This window comes from Bacillus sp. iso_77 (assembly GCF_056173625.1).
Genome location: NZ_CM149683.1, coordinates 3,521,137 through 3,535,597, shown reverse-complemented (window position 1 = coordinate 3,535,597; position 14,461 = coordinate 3,521,137). Strand labels below are relative to the sequence as shown.

Below are 14,461 nucleotides of genomic sequence, written 5' to 3'. Positions count from 1 at the left end.
AGATCAAGTTGGATCAGCTAAGTCTAAGTATCGAGGAACTCATCTTTAGTTTTTACAGTGAAGGCTATTTTGAGCAAGGGATGTCTTTAAAGGAAGCCTATTATCCAGATGTAGAGGATGAACGTCTTGGATTTTTATTTGAAATTGCATGTCGCTCTTTGCTGGCAAAAGACGTGCTGGAATTTCGAAATAGACAATACCGTTATAAAGAAAAATACCGGCATTTCATTCAAGCCATGAACGATGCATCACATACCGTGAAAGCTTCAAGGTTTGGTGCATTAGATGAAGAGGTCAGTACGTCCTTTCATACGACTCAGGCAGGTGTGTATTCACACCATACGCTTTATGATCAACAAGTGCATCAGATTCACAAACTAAAAGACGATCAGCAGACTGTGGAGCAAGTGACAACCTTTTTGAACATACACATGAGCGAACAACTTACACCAGTCATCAATTTGCAGGCGGAAGAATTTGAACTGCTGTTAGAACAAGCCAGTCAAGGGAATGATGATTGGCCTTCTTTTCTAAATAAAGCAGAGAACCAAGAGCTTGTGCGGGCATTTGTTTCTGATGTAAGGGTCAGAAAAGGAAAAATGGATTCTTTGATGAAGGTCACTTATGATAAAAATAATACGCCGGATGTAGAGTCTATGATATTTGTTATTCCGGGGCAGAAGCATTCTTGGCTAGTGTCGGGCATGAAGGAAAATGAATTTCGGATAGAGACGGCTCATAAGGACGGATTACGTTCTATATTCTAATGGAGAAAAGGAGAATGGCGCTTGAATCCAAGTGAAGTAATAGAAGTGAGGAGCAGACCCTTTCTAAGAGTATGGGCATTCTTAGCAACGGGCGGATTTGGCATCATCGGTATTTGGTTATTTTCAGAAGCTCTTACATTTGAATCGAATTATACGTTGTTTTTATTTTTAGGCGGATTATTAGGCATTGTCTATGGGTGGATCTCTTTTTTGATGATTCTTCCGGCTTTTACGAAGAGGGGAAATGTGATTTTTCGTATTCAGCGAGGAGAGAATGGCGCTGTTTTATACCGGCAACAAACAATCCCTTTTCAAGACATACAATCTATTGATATGCGCAGGCATCGTTACAGTATCAGGGGATTTCTGTTCATGGATGTGCTCATTCGGAAAATTGATGGGAAATTGATCAAGATTCCGGCGTACAGTATTTTAGATGAAGAAGTATTTGAGCAAACGGTGAAACAAGACATTTATCCATATTTACATGAGACCGCCCAAGAGAATTGGAAACAGCAGCATGGTCATGGTGAAAAGCAGAATCAATAGATGTTTTCGCCATCATTCCATGAGGTGAGACGCCACTTTTTTTAAGAAATCGTGTAAGATGTCAGTAAAGACTGAACAATCAAGAGGTGATGAGAGATGGACAAAGAAATGGTAATTGACCTCGTCACAGAACAAATGGCACGAATTCGAAAAGAAAAAGACTATACACAGGACCGCATGGCTGAGGTGCTTGGGCTAACCAAACGGCATTTGCAGCAGGTTGAAAAGAATCGTCTTCGCCTCAACTGGACGCAATCTGCGGCCGTATGTGCATTATTCAGGGATAGTGACATTTTAAAAGGGACACTTGGGGATGATCCGCTTGAGATTTTGGAAGTCGTCGCCCACGATGAATTGCATTTATCTGTTGAACGTACGATTGGCGGAAAGGTTTGGTGGCGGACGTCTGTGAGAAAAGGTACGTTTCGTCTTCAGCAGAATGTGCTAAGTCAGCATTACCGCATCTTAGATGATGAGAATTATCGCTATTATAGTTCCTTTAATAAAGAAGAAGCGAAGCGGCGGTTAGAGGAATTAAGTGAGCTGTCGTAAGCAGAAAAAGAGAGGTCCCTCTATGACAGGGACCTCTCTTTTTTGTGTTGTTTATACTTTCAGAGTGTTTTTCGCCCGAATAAAGGCAACAAGCTGTTTAATTTCTTCATCTGTTAGTGGAACGCCGTCTACATGGATGGTTCCTTCTTTTGCTTCCGTCAGCTCAATTTTGATATCAGAGATTTTGCGTTGTATCTCTGGCTCGTCCGTTCTACCAAGTAAAAAATCAATGGACGTATCATACAAATCAGCCAGCAGTTTCACTGCTTCAAGCGAAGGTCGTCGGTACCCAGATTCGTAACCGGCATAGGTGCTTTTGGCGATACCTAGGCGATCTGCCGTATGCTGGAGAGACCATTTTTTCTTTTTTCTAAGGGTGGTTAAACGATCGAGTATCATACATGAACGCTCCTTTATATACAACAACAGTATATCATATTTTGACAAAGAGTGTACGCGTTATGCGTAATAATTTCTTGATTAATTCGCGTTATGTGACTATAATGGCAATGAAGGTACGCGTAAAGCGTATATTATAGAATAGCACAAGCTGGCTTATAATATGTGTGACAAACGAAGTAATTTTACTGAAAGAGGTGGACCTGTTGAAGAAATTATTGCTTTTAACCACTGGTGGGACGATTGCATCTGTAGAAAGTGAAAATGGTTTAGCTCCAGGTGTTAAAGCTGAGGACCTTTTAAGCTATTTAAACGAAATTAATGCAGACTACACAATGGACACAAAGTCCCTAATGAGTATAGATAGTACCAATATGCAGCCTGAATACTGGGTTGATATCGCAACAGCCATTTATGAAAATTATGATCAATATGACGGATTTGTCGTCACGCATGGTACGGACACAATGGCCTATACATCAGCAGCACTATCGTATATGCTGCAAAATCCTGATAAGCCAATTGTCATTACAGGGTCTCAAATTCCAATTACGTTTAAGAAAACAGATGCGAAGAAAAACATTACAGATGCGATTCGTTTTGCATGTGACGGTGTTGGCGGCGTGTATGTCGTGTTTGATGGCAGAGTCATTCAAGGAACTCGCGCAATCAAACTAAGAACGAAAAGCTACGATGCATTTGAAAGTATTAACTACCCATATATTGCATCGATTGAAAATCATCAAATTGAATACAATAGCAAAGTAAAAAGATCATCAATGAAACCGCTTAAATTAGATGCATCCTTGAACACAGACGTTTGTTTATTAAAACTGCATCCAGGACTGAAGCCTGAGTTTTTAGATTCAATCAAAGGTTTGTACAAAGGAGTCGTCATTGAAAGCTACGGCAGCGGCGGAATTCCTTTCGAAGGAAGAAACCTTTTAGAAAAAATCAACGAATTGCTGGAAGAAGGCATTTCTGTTGTGATCACCACTCAGTGTCTCGAAGAAGGAGAAGACATGAGTGTGTATGAAGTAGGACGTAAAATCAATCAAGAACTGGTTGCTCGTTCAAGAAACATGAACACAGAAGCTATCGTGCCAAAGCTCATGTGGGCATTAGGTAAAACAACAGATCCACGAGAAGTGAAAAAGATTATGGAAACGCCAATCGCAGAAGATTTAGTGATTTAACTATTCTATAGAAAGCAGGTCATACGAGATGGTTCAAGCAACTTATCGTTACGAGAAGGATTTTCTAGGTGAAAAAGAAATTCCCGCAGACGTGTATTATGGTGTTCAAACGCTTCGTGCAAAAGAGAATTTCCCGATTACAGGATATCGCATGCATGAAGAACTCATTCGAGCATTTGCCATTGTCAAAAAAGCAGCAGCTCAAGCCAACATGGAAGTCGGACGTTTATATGAAGGAATTGGAAATGCGATCGTTCAAGCTTCAGATGAAGTCATTGAAGGCAAATTCCATGAATATTTCATCGTAGACCCGATTCAAGGCGGCGCAGGAACGTCTATGAATATGAATGCCAATGAGGTCATTGGAAACAGAGCCCTCGAGATCATGGGACATCAAAAGGGCGAATACATTCATTTAAGTCCAAACACACATGTGAACATGTCACAATCGACAAATGATTCGTTCCCAACGGCGATCCATATTGCAGTGCTCAAGCAGTTAGACATTTTACTTGAGACGATGCAGGCCATGCATGACGTATTTCAAAAGAAAGCAAAAGAATTCGATCATGTCATCAAAATGGGGCGTACTCATTTACAAGACGCTGTTCCGATCCGTTTAGGACAAGAGTTTGAAGCATACAGCCGTGTGCTGAGCCGTGATATTAAACGAATCAACCAATCAAAACAGCATTTATATGAAGTAAATATGGGTGCGACAGCTGTTGGGACAGGCCTCAATGCAGATCCTCGCTACATCGAAATCGTCGTGAAGAAGCTTGCTGATATTTCTGGACTGCCACTAGTAGGCGCAGAGCACCTCGTAGATGCGACGCAAAATACAGATGCATACACAGAAGTATCTGCTGCCTTAAAAGTATGCATGATGAACATGTCTAAAATTGCGAATGACCTTCGCTTAATGGCATCTGGCCCACGTGCAGGTCTTGCTGAGATTGCATTGCCAGCCCGTCAGCCGGGATCATCCATTATGCCTGGAAAAGTCAATCCAGTCATGGCAGAGCTCATTAACCAAATCGCATTCCAGGTCATTGGGAACGACCACACCATCTGTCTTGCTTCTGAAGCAGGCCAGCTTGAGTTAAATGTGATGGAGCCTGTTCTGGTCTTTAACTTGCTTCAATCTATTAGTATAATGAATAACGGATTCCGCTCATTCACAGATCACTGCTTAGCGGACATCGAAGCAAATGAAAAACGTTTGAAAGAATATGTCGAAAAAAGTGCAGGTGTCATTACTGCGGTAAACCCTCACTTAGGCTATGAAGCCGCGGCTAGAATCGCAAGGGAAGCCATTTTAACAGGACAATCGATCAGAGATCTTTGCCTGCAAAATGATGTGTTAACAGAAGAAGAACTTGATATTATTTTGAATCCTTACGAGATGACAAAGCCTGGCATTGCGGGTGCAGAGCTCCTAGAGCGATAATAATATCAAAAATTTTATTTTATTAATATGTGGAATTGCCTGTGAAATAGAGAAAAACAGGCAATTCACTTTCTTTCGAATTGACACACTTTTTTCACAATATTTTGAAAACGCTTAACGCACGCACAAAGGGAGGAAACAAAATGAAAACACCACGTCTACCGTCTATTTTAGAAGTCGTGTCTGTACTTGGCTTATTTTTAGCAATTGTTTTATCATTCACTCTTTACTTCAAACTAGATATTCAGCTAGCATTGTTCATCTCATGGTTTATGGTTATCGCTTTAGGAATTCGTTTAGGGCATTCGTACAAAGACCTTCAAAATGCGATCACAAAAGGGATATCAAATGGATTAGAGGCTGTTTTAATCTTAATTGCAGTAGGTGCACTTGTTGGTACATGGATTGCCGGCGGTGTTGTACCCACGTTAATTTATTACGGACTGGAATTTATTCATCCTAATATCTTCTTATTAGCTACACTGATTATCTGTTCTATTATGTCTGTTGCTACTGGTACGTCTTGGGGTACAGTTGGAACAGCAGGGATTGCGATGATTGCGATTGGTGAAGGATTGGGTATCCCATTACCGATCGTAGCTGGGGCTGTTTTATCTGGCGCTTATTTTGGTGATAAATTATCTCCTTTATCTGATAGTACTGTGCTCGCTTCCTCTCTTTCAAAAGTGGACGTGCTGGCGCATGTAAGAGCCATGATGGTCTTATCCATACCGGCCTTTGTGATTACGGCTATTATGTTTACAATTACTGGATTTATGTATGGTGGAAGAAATATTGATCAAGATAAAGTAGAGTTTTTGAAACAAGCATTGCAGGATACATTCACGATTAATATTTGGATGATCATTCCGGCAGTCATTGTTGTCCTATTACTTGTATTGAAAAAACCGTCAATGCCTGTTATCGCAATTGGTGCACTGCTTGGGGCAGTCTGGGCGATGGCATTCCAAGGAATGAACCCAGCTGATGCGCTTGGTACAGCTTATAACGGCTTCTCTATTAATTCAGATGTAGATTTCTTAAATACGCTGTTAAATCGTGGCGGTATTGTGAATATGCTTGGATCGCTAGTGGTCATTATTCTCGGACTTGGTTTTGGTGGCGTACTTGAATATCTCGGCGTCTTAAAAGTAATTGTCGCTACTTTCGAGAAGAAATTATATAATGCAGGAAATGTAACCCTATCTACACTTGTAGTAGCATTCTTTGCGAATATCTTTGGTTGTGCAATGTATGTCTCATTAATTCTTACACCAAAAATCATGGAAAAAAGCTATGACAAATTAAAATTAGACAGACGTGTGTTATCTAGAAACTCTGAGGTTGGTGGAACACTTACGTCTGGTATGGTTCCGTGGTCAGATAACGGAATTTACATGGCAGGGATTCTAGGCGTCTCGACATTCTCTTATTTACCATTTATGTGGCTGAGCTTTGTTGCCATTGGTCTTGCCATTATCTACGGCTATACAGGGAAATTCATTTGGTACGTGAAAAATCAACAAGACTCAGAAGAATCGGCATCATAAGCCGCTGCAAAAGCCGCCCCTCCCCCGGGCGGCTTTTGTTTGTCCTAGGACCGTAAGGCTATGTGTGTTTCCAGAAGGGTGGTTGTGTATTTTGACCCCCTATAAAAGAGGGCTTAAGGTGTGGTATGAAGCAGATTGAAAGCATATTTATACCATAAAAAGGGCACAAATCCCTATTCAAACATGAGTCTTTGAACCTTATAATAACAATATTGGAAAAAGTGCGATTCACCATTACGCTCGTTTAGAGGGACTCTAAGCAGCGTTTTTATTTTTTGACAGGAGGAGGAACCCATATGAGCTTATCGGATATGCTGTCTGCCCTTAACGGTGGCATTTCAAATAAAAAGGCAGAGATCGAAGAGAAAATTGCTCGACTCAAAAAAGCAAAAAGTAAGGTTGAACGTGAACAAGATGCCGCAGAAACAGATCTAAAACAAATCAAGCAGCCAAAAGCTTGGGGCCTCTTGGAAAGGTGAGCGGAGCCAAGATTTCAAATCAGAGCGAAATGAAGCGCATGATGCGCTGCAAACGATCATAAGCGATAAATACCCACGCTACGTGAGCCGAATCGAATTCAAAATCAGTACACTAGAAGCAGAGCAGGCTGCCTTATCCTTTGCCAGCTCTTTAGCTGGAGATGCCGCACGTTTGGCTGAAAAAGGAGAAGACGCAGTAGAAGACGCAAAACGCTTGATCTCAAAAGCATGGAGCAGCTTGTAAGCGAGCTTCATGCTGAACAAATCTGGAGGATATCATAATGGGACAAATTAAGTTAAACTACCAAACAGTGATGGATAAACTAGATGAAGTCTCCCAAGCAGTTGAAGCTTTAACAATGAAAAAAGCAGCAGATAAAGCTGGTGAAAACAGCCTTGAATTTGTAACCAAATGGACGTCACGTGAAGCAGAGGTGGGCGAAATGGTCTCAAGCTTTAAAGAAGCCTTGATCAAAAACGTTCAGGATACACGCTCAAATGTGAAGACACTAAAAGAACAGGATGAAGCGATTGCGGCAAAATCATAAGCCCCAATCGTTTTATTGATAGCGTAGCTGAGTACGATGTAAAATATAGTCGTAAAGACTCATATATAATTCGGGATTTATGACCTTAGATTATTCCGTTTTTCTTCCAAACACCATGTTAAAAGGACACCTTTTCCCTATTTAAGCCTAAGGCTTTTCGCCTTATACTATACTTAATGAAAGCGAACGATAGAAATGTCAGTACTGGAAAAAGCAGATGATCTGCTCGGTTTCAAAAATGCTGACGCCGTGCTTTCTTATGAGGTCTAATAGAGGTGGATGACATGAGTTTATCCGAGATGCTGCACCATCTGCATATGGGGATTGAAAACAAACGTGCAGAATTTGACGAAATGATCTCTCGGTTAAAGACAGCTAAAAGTAATATTCGAACAGAACAAGATCTTGCGCAGTCTGACATAAAGGAAATCAAGAAGCCTGCTCTAGATTCGTCATGGAAAGGTGAGAGAGGAACGGACTTTCACCGTCATCGGAAAGAAGCCTTTCACGTGCTGCACGACATTGTGAACAATGAGTATGAAACCTATATGACGGAGATAGACCAAAAAATTATGCACTTTGAGTTGAAAAAAATGGAACTCGCTGTCGCCAGTAATTTTGCAGGAAGAGCCCAAGATGTGATGGAAAAAGGCGAGGATTTTGCAAAGGATGTCAAACATTTAATTGAACGGGGCTGGAAAGCTCTTTAATAAAATAAACGAAACAGCCGGCTGAACAAGCGGCTGTTTTTTTGGTTTAGTCACATCCGCCGCTACCACCTGAATCACCACCGCAGGAGGCATCAGAAGCGTGATGTGTATACGAATCAGTATAGTTACTGGTTGTTGAACTGTGATGTGCAGAATGCTTAGAAGATGAACGCTTATCTTTTGGTGTAAACATGTGGGCGGTAATGGCGCCTAAAGAAGCTAGTATGATGATGATAACAAACATGATGTATCCCTCCTCTTGTTTCATATTCATACGTTTGAGCCATAACAAAGTTCCCGGTCGGAAAGAAAAACTGGGCAAAGAGTTCTATTTTCGTTTATGATGATAGGCAAAAGTAATTGACCAAGGGAGGGGAGTCTATGTTATCTCTACGTCAGGAGGAGCTGTTGAGGCGGTTAATGCAGGCAGAGCAGGAGCTGACAGGTGAAGAAATTGCACGCCTGATAGGCGTCACATCACGAACAGTTCGAACAGATATGAAAGCGCTTAAATCGATATTAGAAGCACATGGGGCAACACTTCATATGAAACGTGGAGCAGGGTATACATTGACTGTCGAAGATTATGGAGCATTTCGTACTTTTTTGAAAAACTCAATGAGAGAAAGAAATGAAAAAAAGAATCAAGTCATTCCAGATCAGCCGGAGGATCGTATCTCTTATTTATTGAGAAGGCTTTTATTGTCCGAAGACTATATGAAATTAGATGAATTGGCCGAGGAATTATTTGTGAGTGAATCTACTGTGAAAAATGACCTGAAAGCAGTCAAGCATATTTTCTCTTTACATGGCCTCTCTGTTGCACACCGTCCTAAATATGGACTGAGGCTGACTGGAGATGAAATGAAATTAAGGTATTGTCTAGCTGAGCATGTGTTTCAGCAGGAGCATCCGAATCCTGCCCTTTTACCTGAAGAAACATATCAATTGATTCAAGATATGGTGCGTTCACGTACAAAGGCAAGCGGCCTTCATGTGTCAGAGATCGGTTTAAGCAACTTAGTGACACATATCGCCATTGCGTGCAAACGAATTGAAGAGAAAAAATTGGTGATGATGCCGGAAGGAGAACTCAAAGACATTCAAACACAGCCCGCTTTTCAAGTGGCGAGGCAAATGGCAGAAGATATGCGTCACGTACTCGGTATAGATTTTCCATTATCTGAAATGGCCTATATTGCGATTCATTTAATGGGGGCAAAAATGATGGCGTATGGAGAAACGGGCCACACGCTATTTCACATGCTTGATGAAGAGCATTTCCGTTTAACTCACCAATTACTTGGTTATGTGGAAGAGCACATGTCACTTGATATTCAGACAGACAAGGAATTGATTGTGGGACTAAGTCTTCACCTGAGATCAGCGATTCATCGGTTCCGATATGATATGAACATCCGTAACCCCTATTTATCAGACATAAAAAGGCATTATCCGATTGCCTTTGAAGCAGGTGTCTATATGGGAAGATGGCTGAAGGAAAAAGAGAATGTAGAGATTCATGAAGATGAAATCGGATATTTGGCGCTGCATATTGGTGCTGCCATAGAGCGGACAAAAACTCAGACTGTGAGGAAAAAATGCTTGATTGTGTGTGCAACGGGTGTCGCAAGCAGTCAGCTTCTTCTCCATAAGCTGAAGGCCGCCTTTAGCGAAAGGCTAGAGATTGCTGGAACCGCAAGTGTCAGTGACCTTTTGTCGTATGACTTGAGAAGTATCGATTTGATCATTAGTACCATCCCGCTTCAGAACACACTACCTGTGCCAGTGATTGATGTACATACGATCCTCAGTGAAGACGATATGTCGAGGCTGAAACGATTTGTACAGGGGTCACAAGAAATGGGGGTCTTGCGATATATCAGTCCGAAGATGACTTTTTTTCAGCAAGATCTACAAACAAGGGAAGAGGTTCTTCAATTTTTCGTGAATGTATTGCAGGAACAAAACCGAATCCCCGATGATTTTGAACAGCTATTGCTGGAAAGAGAGGAAGTGTCACCTACGTCGTTCGGTCATTTGGTCGCAATTCCTCACCCAATCAAACCGGCAACAGATGATACGTTTTGTGCGATCTGTACGTTGAGAAAACCAGTGCTGTGGGGCGAAGAGCGGGTACAGGTCGTCTGTTTATTAAGTATACAGAAGACGTATCAGAAAGAATTGCAGTCACTTTATCAATTTCTTGTGCGTTTGACAGAGCAGAAGGAAGTGGTGGAGCAAATCATCAAAGCTGCTTCATTTGAAGAACTGACGGCGGCGCTGCACGTGTTGGAACAGCCAGATGAAAAAAAAGGACACCCATTTCCGCATCTGTGAGGAAAAAGATTAGATGTTAATGAAAGCGCTTTTAAAATAACATCAAAAAGGAGGATGATCACGAGTTTTTGTAAAGGGGGAGACGGATCATGAGCTTTAAAGAGAGAGCGGCCGACGTCATGGGACATGTCGCTTATCGTATTACAAATCAGAAATATATTATGGCGATTAAGCAAGCATTTGTCACATTAATGCCAATCATCATTACAGGGGCTTTTGCTGTACTGGTCGCAAATATGATCATGAGCCCGGAAACGGGGCTTGCCCATTTTGAGATATTCAGGTTTTTAGCAGAGCTTCAGCCAATTATGAAGGCAATCAATTATGCCACGCTGAACTTTTTAACGATCGGGGCTGTGTTCCTCATCGGGATTGAGCTCGGGAAAATCAATGGACATAAATCATTATTCCCAGGATTAATGGCATTGATTTCATTTATATCCGTTATTCCGACGACACTTCTTCTTGAAGTCGATGGATCGATGCGTGAGGTTGTCGATGTGCTAGCGAGGCAATTTTCCGATCCAAAAAGCTTATTTTTGGGTATGATCATTGCCATCGTCTCTGTAGAGATCTTTTGTAAGCTTACCGAGGTGAAGTGGCTGCAAATTAAGATGCCAGATTCTGTTCCATCAAATGTGGCGACATCTTTTTCTTCACTTTTCCCATCAATTATTACGATTACAATCATTAGTTCATTCGGGTTTGCGTTTCACCGTGTGACAGGCATTTATTTGCATGAAGCGGTGTATAACGTCGTGCAGCGTCCGCTTGAAAGTGTTGTGCAGGGACTGCCTGGTATTTTAACGTTAATGTTTGTGGCTCAATTTTTTTGGGTGATCGGTATTCATGGCAACCAAATGATTAAACCGATTCGCGAGCCGCTGTTATTAGGATCAATTGCAGTGAATATGACAGCATTTCAAGAGGGCAAAGAGATTCCAAATATTATCACGATGCCATTTTGGGATGTGTATATGAGCATTGGTGGTTCGGGTGTGACGATTGGTCTGTTGATCGCCATTTTTATAGCGGGTAGAAGGGAAGAGATGCGTAGCATTGCCAAGCTTTCATCAGGACCTGGACTGTTTAACATCAATGAACCAGTTATTTTCGGATTACCCGTCATGCTGAACCCTGTGATGGCGATTCCGTTTATCGTTACACCACTCGTGACAGGTACGATTGGTTATATCGCAACCGCTACAGGTTTTGCCGGGAAAGCGGTGGTGATGGTGCCGTGGACGACACCTCCGATTGTGAATGCTTGGCTGTCTACCGCTGGCAGTATGGGGGCTGTCATCACACAGCTCATCTGTATTGTTGTCGCTGTTTTCATCTATTTACCTTTTGTCCTCTTATCCAACCGGAAGCCAGAAGCAGCACCTGATTCAGAATAGAAGGAGGGCTCATGAATGAACATGCAATTTAGATGGTATGGCAAAGAAGACCCTGTCTCCCTTTCATATATTCGGCAAATTCCCGGCATGAAAGGGATTGTCAGTGCAGTCTATGATGTGCCGGCTGGTGATCTGTGGCCGGAGGAAAGTATTGCTCATTTAAAAGCGGAAATCGAACGTCACGATCTTGCTTTTGAAGTCGTAGAAAGTCTCCCGATCCATGAAGATATTAAACTGGGAAAGCCCAGCCGGGATGTTTATATCGAGCATTATCAAGAAAATATCCGCAGATTAGCAAGGCATGGTGTGAAGGTCATTTGTTATAACTTCATGCCAGTCCTTGATTGGACACGAACACAGCTCGATTTCCCACTAGCTGATCAATCGACGACCCTTGTTTATTTTCAGCATCAGCTTGAACAGATGGATATAGAAAAAGATCGACTTTCCTTACCAGGGTGGGATACGTCTTATACGCAGGAAGAAATGAGAAAGTTGATGGCTGCATACAGGGCATTGGGGGCGGAAGGGTTGTTTGAGAACCTAGACTATTTCTTGGGAAATATCCTTCCAGTTGCAGCGGAAGAGAACATGAACATGGCACTGCATCCAGATGACCCTCCTTGGAATATATTTGGTCTGCCCCGCATTGTCAGCTGTGAAGAACAAATAGATCGTATCCTTCAGCTCGATGAACGCTCACAGCATGGACTGACCTTTTGTTCCGGTTCCCTAGGCTGTAATGCGAAAAATGATGTTCCTTCACTTGCGAGAAAGTATGCCAAAAAAGGGCGTATACACTTTGCTCATTTACGCAATGTCAATTTGTATGAAAACGGTGATTTTGAAGAGTCGGCACACCTGTCGTCAGCAGGCAGCCTCGATATGGGAGCGATTGTGAACGCATTGTTTAAGGAAGGATTTGCTGGCTATGTCCGGCCAGATCATGGACGAATGATCTTTGGCGAGACGGGCAGACCTGGTTATGGATTATACGACCGAGCACTTGGAGCTATGTATTTACAAGGGATGTGGGAAGGACTTCAAATTCACACGAAGAAAGGTCAGGTGGTAACATGAACAAAATCGACATACCCAATGACTTTATTCTAGGTGCTGCGGCTTCTGCTTGGCAGACGGAGGGTTGGAAAGGGAAGAAACCGCATCAGGATTCGTATATAGACCTTTGGTATAAGGAGGGGTATCACGTATGGCACGAAGGATACGGACCAGCAGGAGCAACGAATTTTTACGAGCGCTATCCTGAAGATGTCGCCCTTATGAAGGAAATTGGGTTATCTCATTACCGGACATCGATCAATTGGTCGAGGTTTCTCATAGATTACGAGAATGGAATTGTAGATGAGACCTATGCTCGTTATATTGATGATTTCATCAATGAATTACTTGAAGCAGGTGTAGAGCCGATGTTTTGCTTAGAGCATTATGAGCTTCCTGCCGTTTTGCTTGAAAAGTACGGCGGTTGGTCATCTAAACATGTTGTCGAGCTGTTTGTTCTCTATGCAGAAAAGGTGTTTGAACGCTATGGAGACCGGGTCAAACATTGGTTTACCTTTAATGAACCAATTGTTGTTCAGACTCGTGTGTATCTAGATGCTATTCGTTATCCTTTCGAGCAAAATACGAAGAAATGGATGCAGTGGAACTATCATAAAGCCTTGGCGACAGCAAAAGTGGTGAAGCTGTTTCAGGAAATGGGGTTGAAGGATTCAGCCGGTGCAAAAATCGGGGTCATTCTCAATCCAGAAGTGACGTATGCGAGATCGACTGCTCCGCATGATCAAGAAGCGGCCCGCATGTATGATTTGTTTTTTAATCGCGTGTTCTTAGATCCCTCCATTAAAGGCGAGTATCCAGAAGAACTGCTTGATGTGTTGAAAAAGCATGACATTCTTTTCGATGCAACGGAAGAAGAGCTTCAGATCATTAAAGATCATACAGTCGATGTGGTCGGTCTTAATTTATACTATCCGCATCGCGTTAAGGCACCTAGCAAGGCTTGGAACGAAAATACACCGTTTCATCCATCTTATTATTACGATCTATTTGAGCTCCCAGGGAGAAAAATGAATCCATTCAGAGGCTGGGAAATCTATCCGAATATCGTCTATGATATGGGCATGAGAATAAAAGAAGAATACGGCAATATCGAGTGGTTTGTGGCTGAAAACGGTATGGGGGTCGAGCAGGAAGAGCGGTTTAAAAACGAAGACGGCATCATTGATGATCAGTACCGAATTTCATTTATCAGCCAGCATTTGAAAAAAGCCCTCCAAGCGAAAAAAGAAGGTTCAAACTGCAAGGGGTATATGCTGTGGGCTTTTACGGATAATGTCTCACCGATGAATGCATTCAAGAATCGCTACGGATTAGTAGAGATCCAGCTGGAGAAAGAACGGAATCGCCAAATGAAAGCGTCAGGATACTGGTACAAGACATTAATCCAAACGAGGAAATTAAGGGATGAACCAGATGTCATTTATCAATAGGAGTGATGGGA

16 protein-coding genes are annotated in these 14,461 nt (G+C 42.1%); 14 read left to right on the top strand and 2 right to left on the bottom strand.

Annotated elements, in window-relative coordinates; translation table 11 throughout:
• Positions 1-8 precede the first annotated feature (8 nt).
• The 3 genes from AC0VYC_RS18215 (at position 9) to AC0VYC_RS18205 (ending at position 1,868) form a co-directional block, all read left to right on the top strand.
• Positions 9-767 (top strand): hypothetical protein, encoded by a 759-nt coding sequence (locus tag AC0VYC_RS18215; protein WP_159145246.1) that lies wholly within the window; start codon positions 9-11, stop codon positions 765-767.
• A gap of 21 nt (positions 768-788) precedes the next feature.
• Positions 789-1,316, top strand: a complete 528-nt coding sequence (locus AC0VYC_RS18210; RefSeq protein WP_056704059.1) for a YfjD family protein — start codon at positions 789-791, stop codon at positions 1,314-1,316.
• A gap of 96 nt (positions 1,317-1,412) precedes the next feature.
• Complete coding sequence (locus tag AC0VYC_RS18205; RefSeq protein ID WP_041091561.1) at positions 1,413-1,868, top strand: helix-turn-helix domain-containing protein; 456 nt, start codon at positions 1,413-1,415, stop codon at positions 1,866-1,868.
• A 51-nt stretch (positions 1,869-1,919) separates the two neighbouring features.
• On the opposite strand, the gene AC0VYC_RS18200 is transcribed toward AC0VYC_RS18205, so the two are convergent.
• The gene (locus tag AC0VYC_RS18200; protein ID WP_017368336.1) at positions 1,920-2,267 is read right to left on the bottom strand and encodes a helix-turn-helix domain-containing protein; all 348 of its coding nucleotides are present in this window, start codon (positions 2,265-2,267) and stop codon (positions 1,920-1,922) included.
• A 206-nt stretch (positions 2,268-2,473) separates the two neighbouring features.
• On the opposite strand from AC0VYC_RS18200, the gene AC0VYC_RS18195 reads away from it, so the two are divergent.
• The 7 genes from AC0VYC_RS18195 (at position 2,474) to AC0VYC_RS18165 (ending at position 8,200) form a co-directional block, all read left to right on the top strand.
• A complete protein-coding gene (locus AC0VYC_RS18195) occupies positions 2,474-3,463 on the top strand; it encodes an asparaginase (RefSeq protein ID WP_017358664.1) in 990 nt (329 codons plus the stop codon).
• Between the two features lie 28 nt (positions 3,464-3,491).
• Positions 3,492-4,913 carry an aspartate ammonia-lyase gene (gene aspA, locus AC0VYC_RS18190; protein WP_017368335.1) on the top strand — a complete coding sequence of 474 codons (1,422 nt, stop codon included), beginning with the start codon at positions 3,492-3,494 and terminating at the stop codon, positions 4,911-4,913.
• 143 nt (positions 4,914-5,056) lie between these two features.
• Positions 5,057-6,463 (top strand): Na+/H+ antiporter NhaC, encoded by a 1,407-nt coding sequence (gene nhaC, locus AC0VYC_RS18185; protein WP_024719537.1) that lies wholly within the window; start codon positions 5,057-5,059, stop codon positions 6,461-6,463.
• A gap of 296 nt (positions 6,464-6,759) precedes the next feature.
• Positions 6,760-6,942: a hypothetical protein gene (locus tag AC0VYC_RS18180; protein ID WP_475388993.1), complete on the top strand. Its 183-nt coding sequence runs from the start codon at positions 6,760-6,762 to the stop codon at positions 6,940-6,942.
• Positions 6,943-7,024: 82 nt separating this feature from the next.
• Positions 7,025-7,186 (top strand): hypothetical protein, encoded by a 162-nt coding sequence (locus tag AC0VYC_RS18175; protein WP_475388991.1) that lies wholly within the window; start codon positions 7,025-7,027, stop codon positions 7,184-7,186.
• A 37-nt stretch (positions 7,187-7,223) separates the two neighbouring features.
• Positions 7,224-7,490, top strand: a complete 267-nt coding sequence (locus AC0VYC_RS18170; RefSeq protein ID WP_039165060.1) for a YwqI/YxiC family protein — start codon at positions 7,224-7,226, stop codon at positions 7,488-7,490.
• A 284-nt stretch (positions 7,491-7,774) separates the two neighbouring features.
• Positions 7,775-8,200 (top strand): YwqH-like family protein, encoded by a 426-nt coding sequence (locus tag AC0VYC_RS18165; protein WP_096882049.1) that lies wholly within the window; start codon positions 7,775-7,777, stop codon positions 8,198-8,200.
• A 46-nt stretch (positions 8,201-8,246) separates the two neighbouring features.
• On the opposite strand, the gene AC0VYC_RS18160 is transcribed toward AC0VYC_RS18165, so the two are convergent.
• Complete coding sequence (locus AC0VYC_RS18160) at positions 8,247-8,444, bottom strand: hypothetical protein (RefSeq protein WP_017358669.1); 198 nt, start codon at positions 8,442-8,444, stop codon at positions 8,247-8,249.
• 137 nt (positions 8,445-8,581) lie between these two features.
• Between AC0VYC_RS18160 and AC0VYC_RS18155 the strand changes: the two genes are divergently transcribed.
• From AC0VYC_RS18155 to AC0VYC_RS18140, 4 genes are all read left to right on the top strand, one after another.
• Positions 8,582-10,540 carry a BglG family transcription antiterminator gene (locus AC0VYC_RS18155; RefSeq protein WP_475388988.1) on the top strand — a complete coding sequence of 653 codons (1,959 nt, stop codon included), beginning with the start codon at positions 8,582-8,584 and terminating at the stop codon, positions 10,538-10,540.
• 89 nt (positions 10,541-10,629) lie between these two features.
• Positions 10,630-11,940, top strand: coding sequence for a PTS sugar transporter subunit IIC (locus AC0VYC_RS18150; protein ID WP_024719533.1), 1,311 nt, complete (start codon positions 10,630-10,632; stop codon positions 11,938-11,940).
• A 15-nt stretch (positions 11,941-11,955) separates the two neighbouring features.
• Positions 11,956-13,020 carry a mannonate dehydratase gene (gene uxuA, locus AC0VYC_RS18145; RefSeq protein ID WP_335350503.1) on the top strand — a complete coding sequence of 355 codons (1,065 nt, stop codon included), beginning with the start codon at positions 11,956-11,958 and terminating at the stop codon, positions 13,018-13,020.
• On the top strand, positions 13,017-14,450 hold the full coding sequence (locus tag AC0VYC_RS18140) for a glycoside hydrolase family 1 protein (protein WP_335350504.1): 1,434 nt from the start codon (positions 13,017-13,019) through the stop codon (positions 14,448-14,450). Before uxuA ends, AC0VYC_RS18140 begins: the two co-directional genes overlap by 4 nt.
• Positions 14,451-14,461 lie beyond the last annotated feature (11 nt).

Bases quoted from the DNA above. Each gene is read 5' to 3' on its own strand.
- AC0VYC_RS18205 (WP_041091561.1), top strand. From the start codon at position 1,413: ATGGACAAAGAAATGGTAATTGACCTCGTCACAGAACAAATGGCACGA.
- AC0VYC_RS18200 (WP_017368336.1), bottom strand. From the start codon at position 2,267: ATGATACTCGATCGTTTAACCACCCTTAGAAAAAAGAAAAAATGGTCT.
- aspA (WP_017368335.1), top strand. From the start codon at position 3,492: ATGGTTCAAGCAACTTATCGTTACGAGAAGGATTTTCTAGGTGAAAAA.
- nhaC (WP_024719537.1), top strand. From the start codon at position 5,057: ATGAAAACACCACGTCTACCGTCTATTTTAGAAGTCGTGTCTGTACTT.
- AC0VYC_RS18180 (WP_475388993.1), top strand. From the start codon at position 6,760: ATGAGCTTATCGGATATGCTGTCTGCCCTTAACGGTGGCATTTCAAAT.
- AC0VYC_RS18170 (WP_039165060.1), top strand. From the start codon at position 7,224: ATGGGACAAATTAAGTTAAACTACCAAACAGTGATGGATAAACTAGAT.
- AC0VYC_RS18165 (WP_096882049.1), top strand. From the start codon at position 7,775: ATGAGTTTATCCGAGATGCTGCACCATCTGCATATGGGGATTGAAAAC.
- AC0VYC_RS18160 (WP_017358669.1), bottom strand. From the start codon at position 8,444: ATGTTTGTTATCATCATCATACTAGCTTCTTTAGGCGCCATTACCGCC.
- AC0VYC_RS18155 (WP_475388988.1), top strand. From the start codon at position 8,582: ATGTTATCTCTACGTCAGGAGGAGCTGTTGAGGCGGTTAATGCAGGCA.
- AC0VYC_RS18150 (WP_024719533.1), top strand. From the start codon at position 10,630: ATGAGCTTTAAAGAGAGAGCGGCCGACGTCATGGGACATGTCGCTTAT.
- uxuA (WP_335350503.1), top strand. From the start codon at position 11,956: ATGAACATGCAATTTAGATGGTATGGCAAAGAAGACCCTGTCTCCCTT.
- AC0VYC_RS18140 (WP_335350504.1), top strand. From the start codon at position 13,017: ATGAACAAAATCGACATACCCAATGACTTTATTCTAGGTGCTGCGGCT.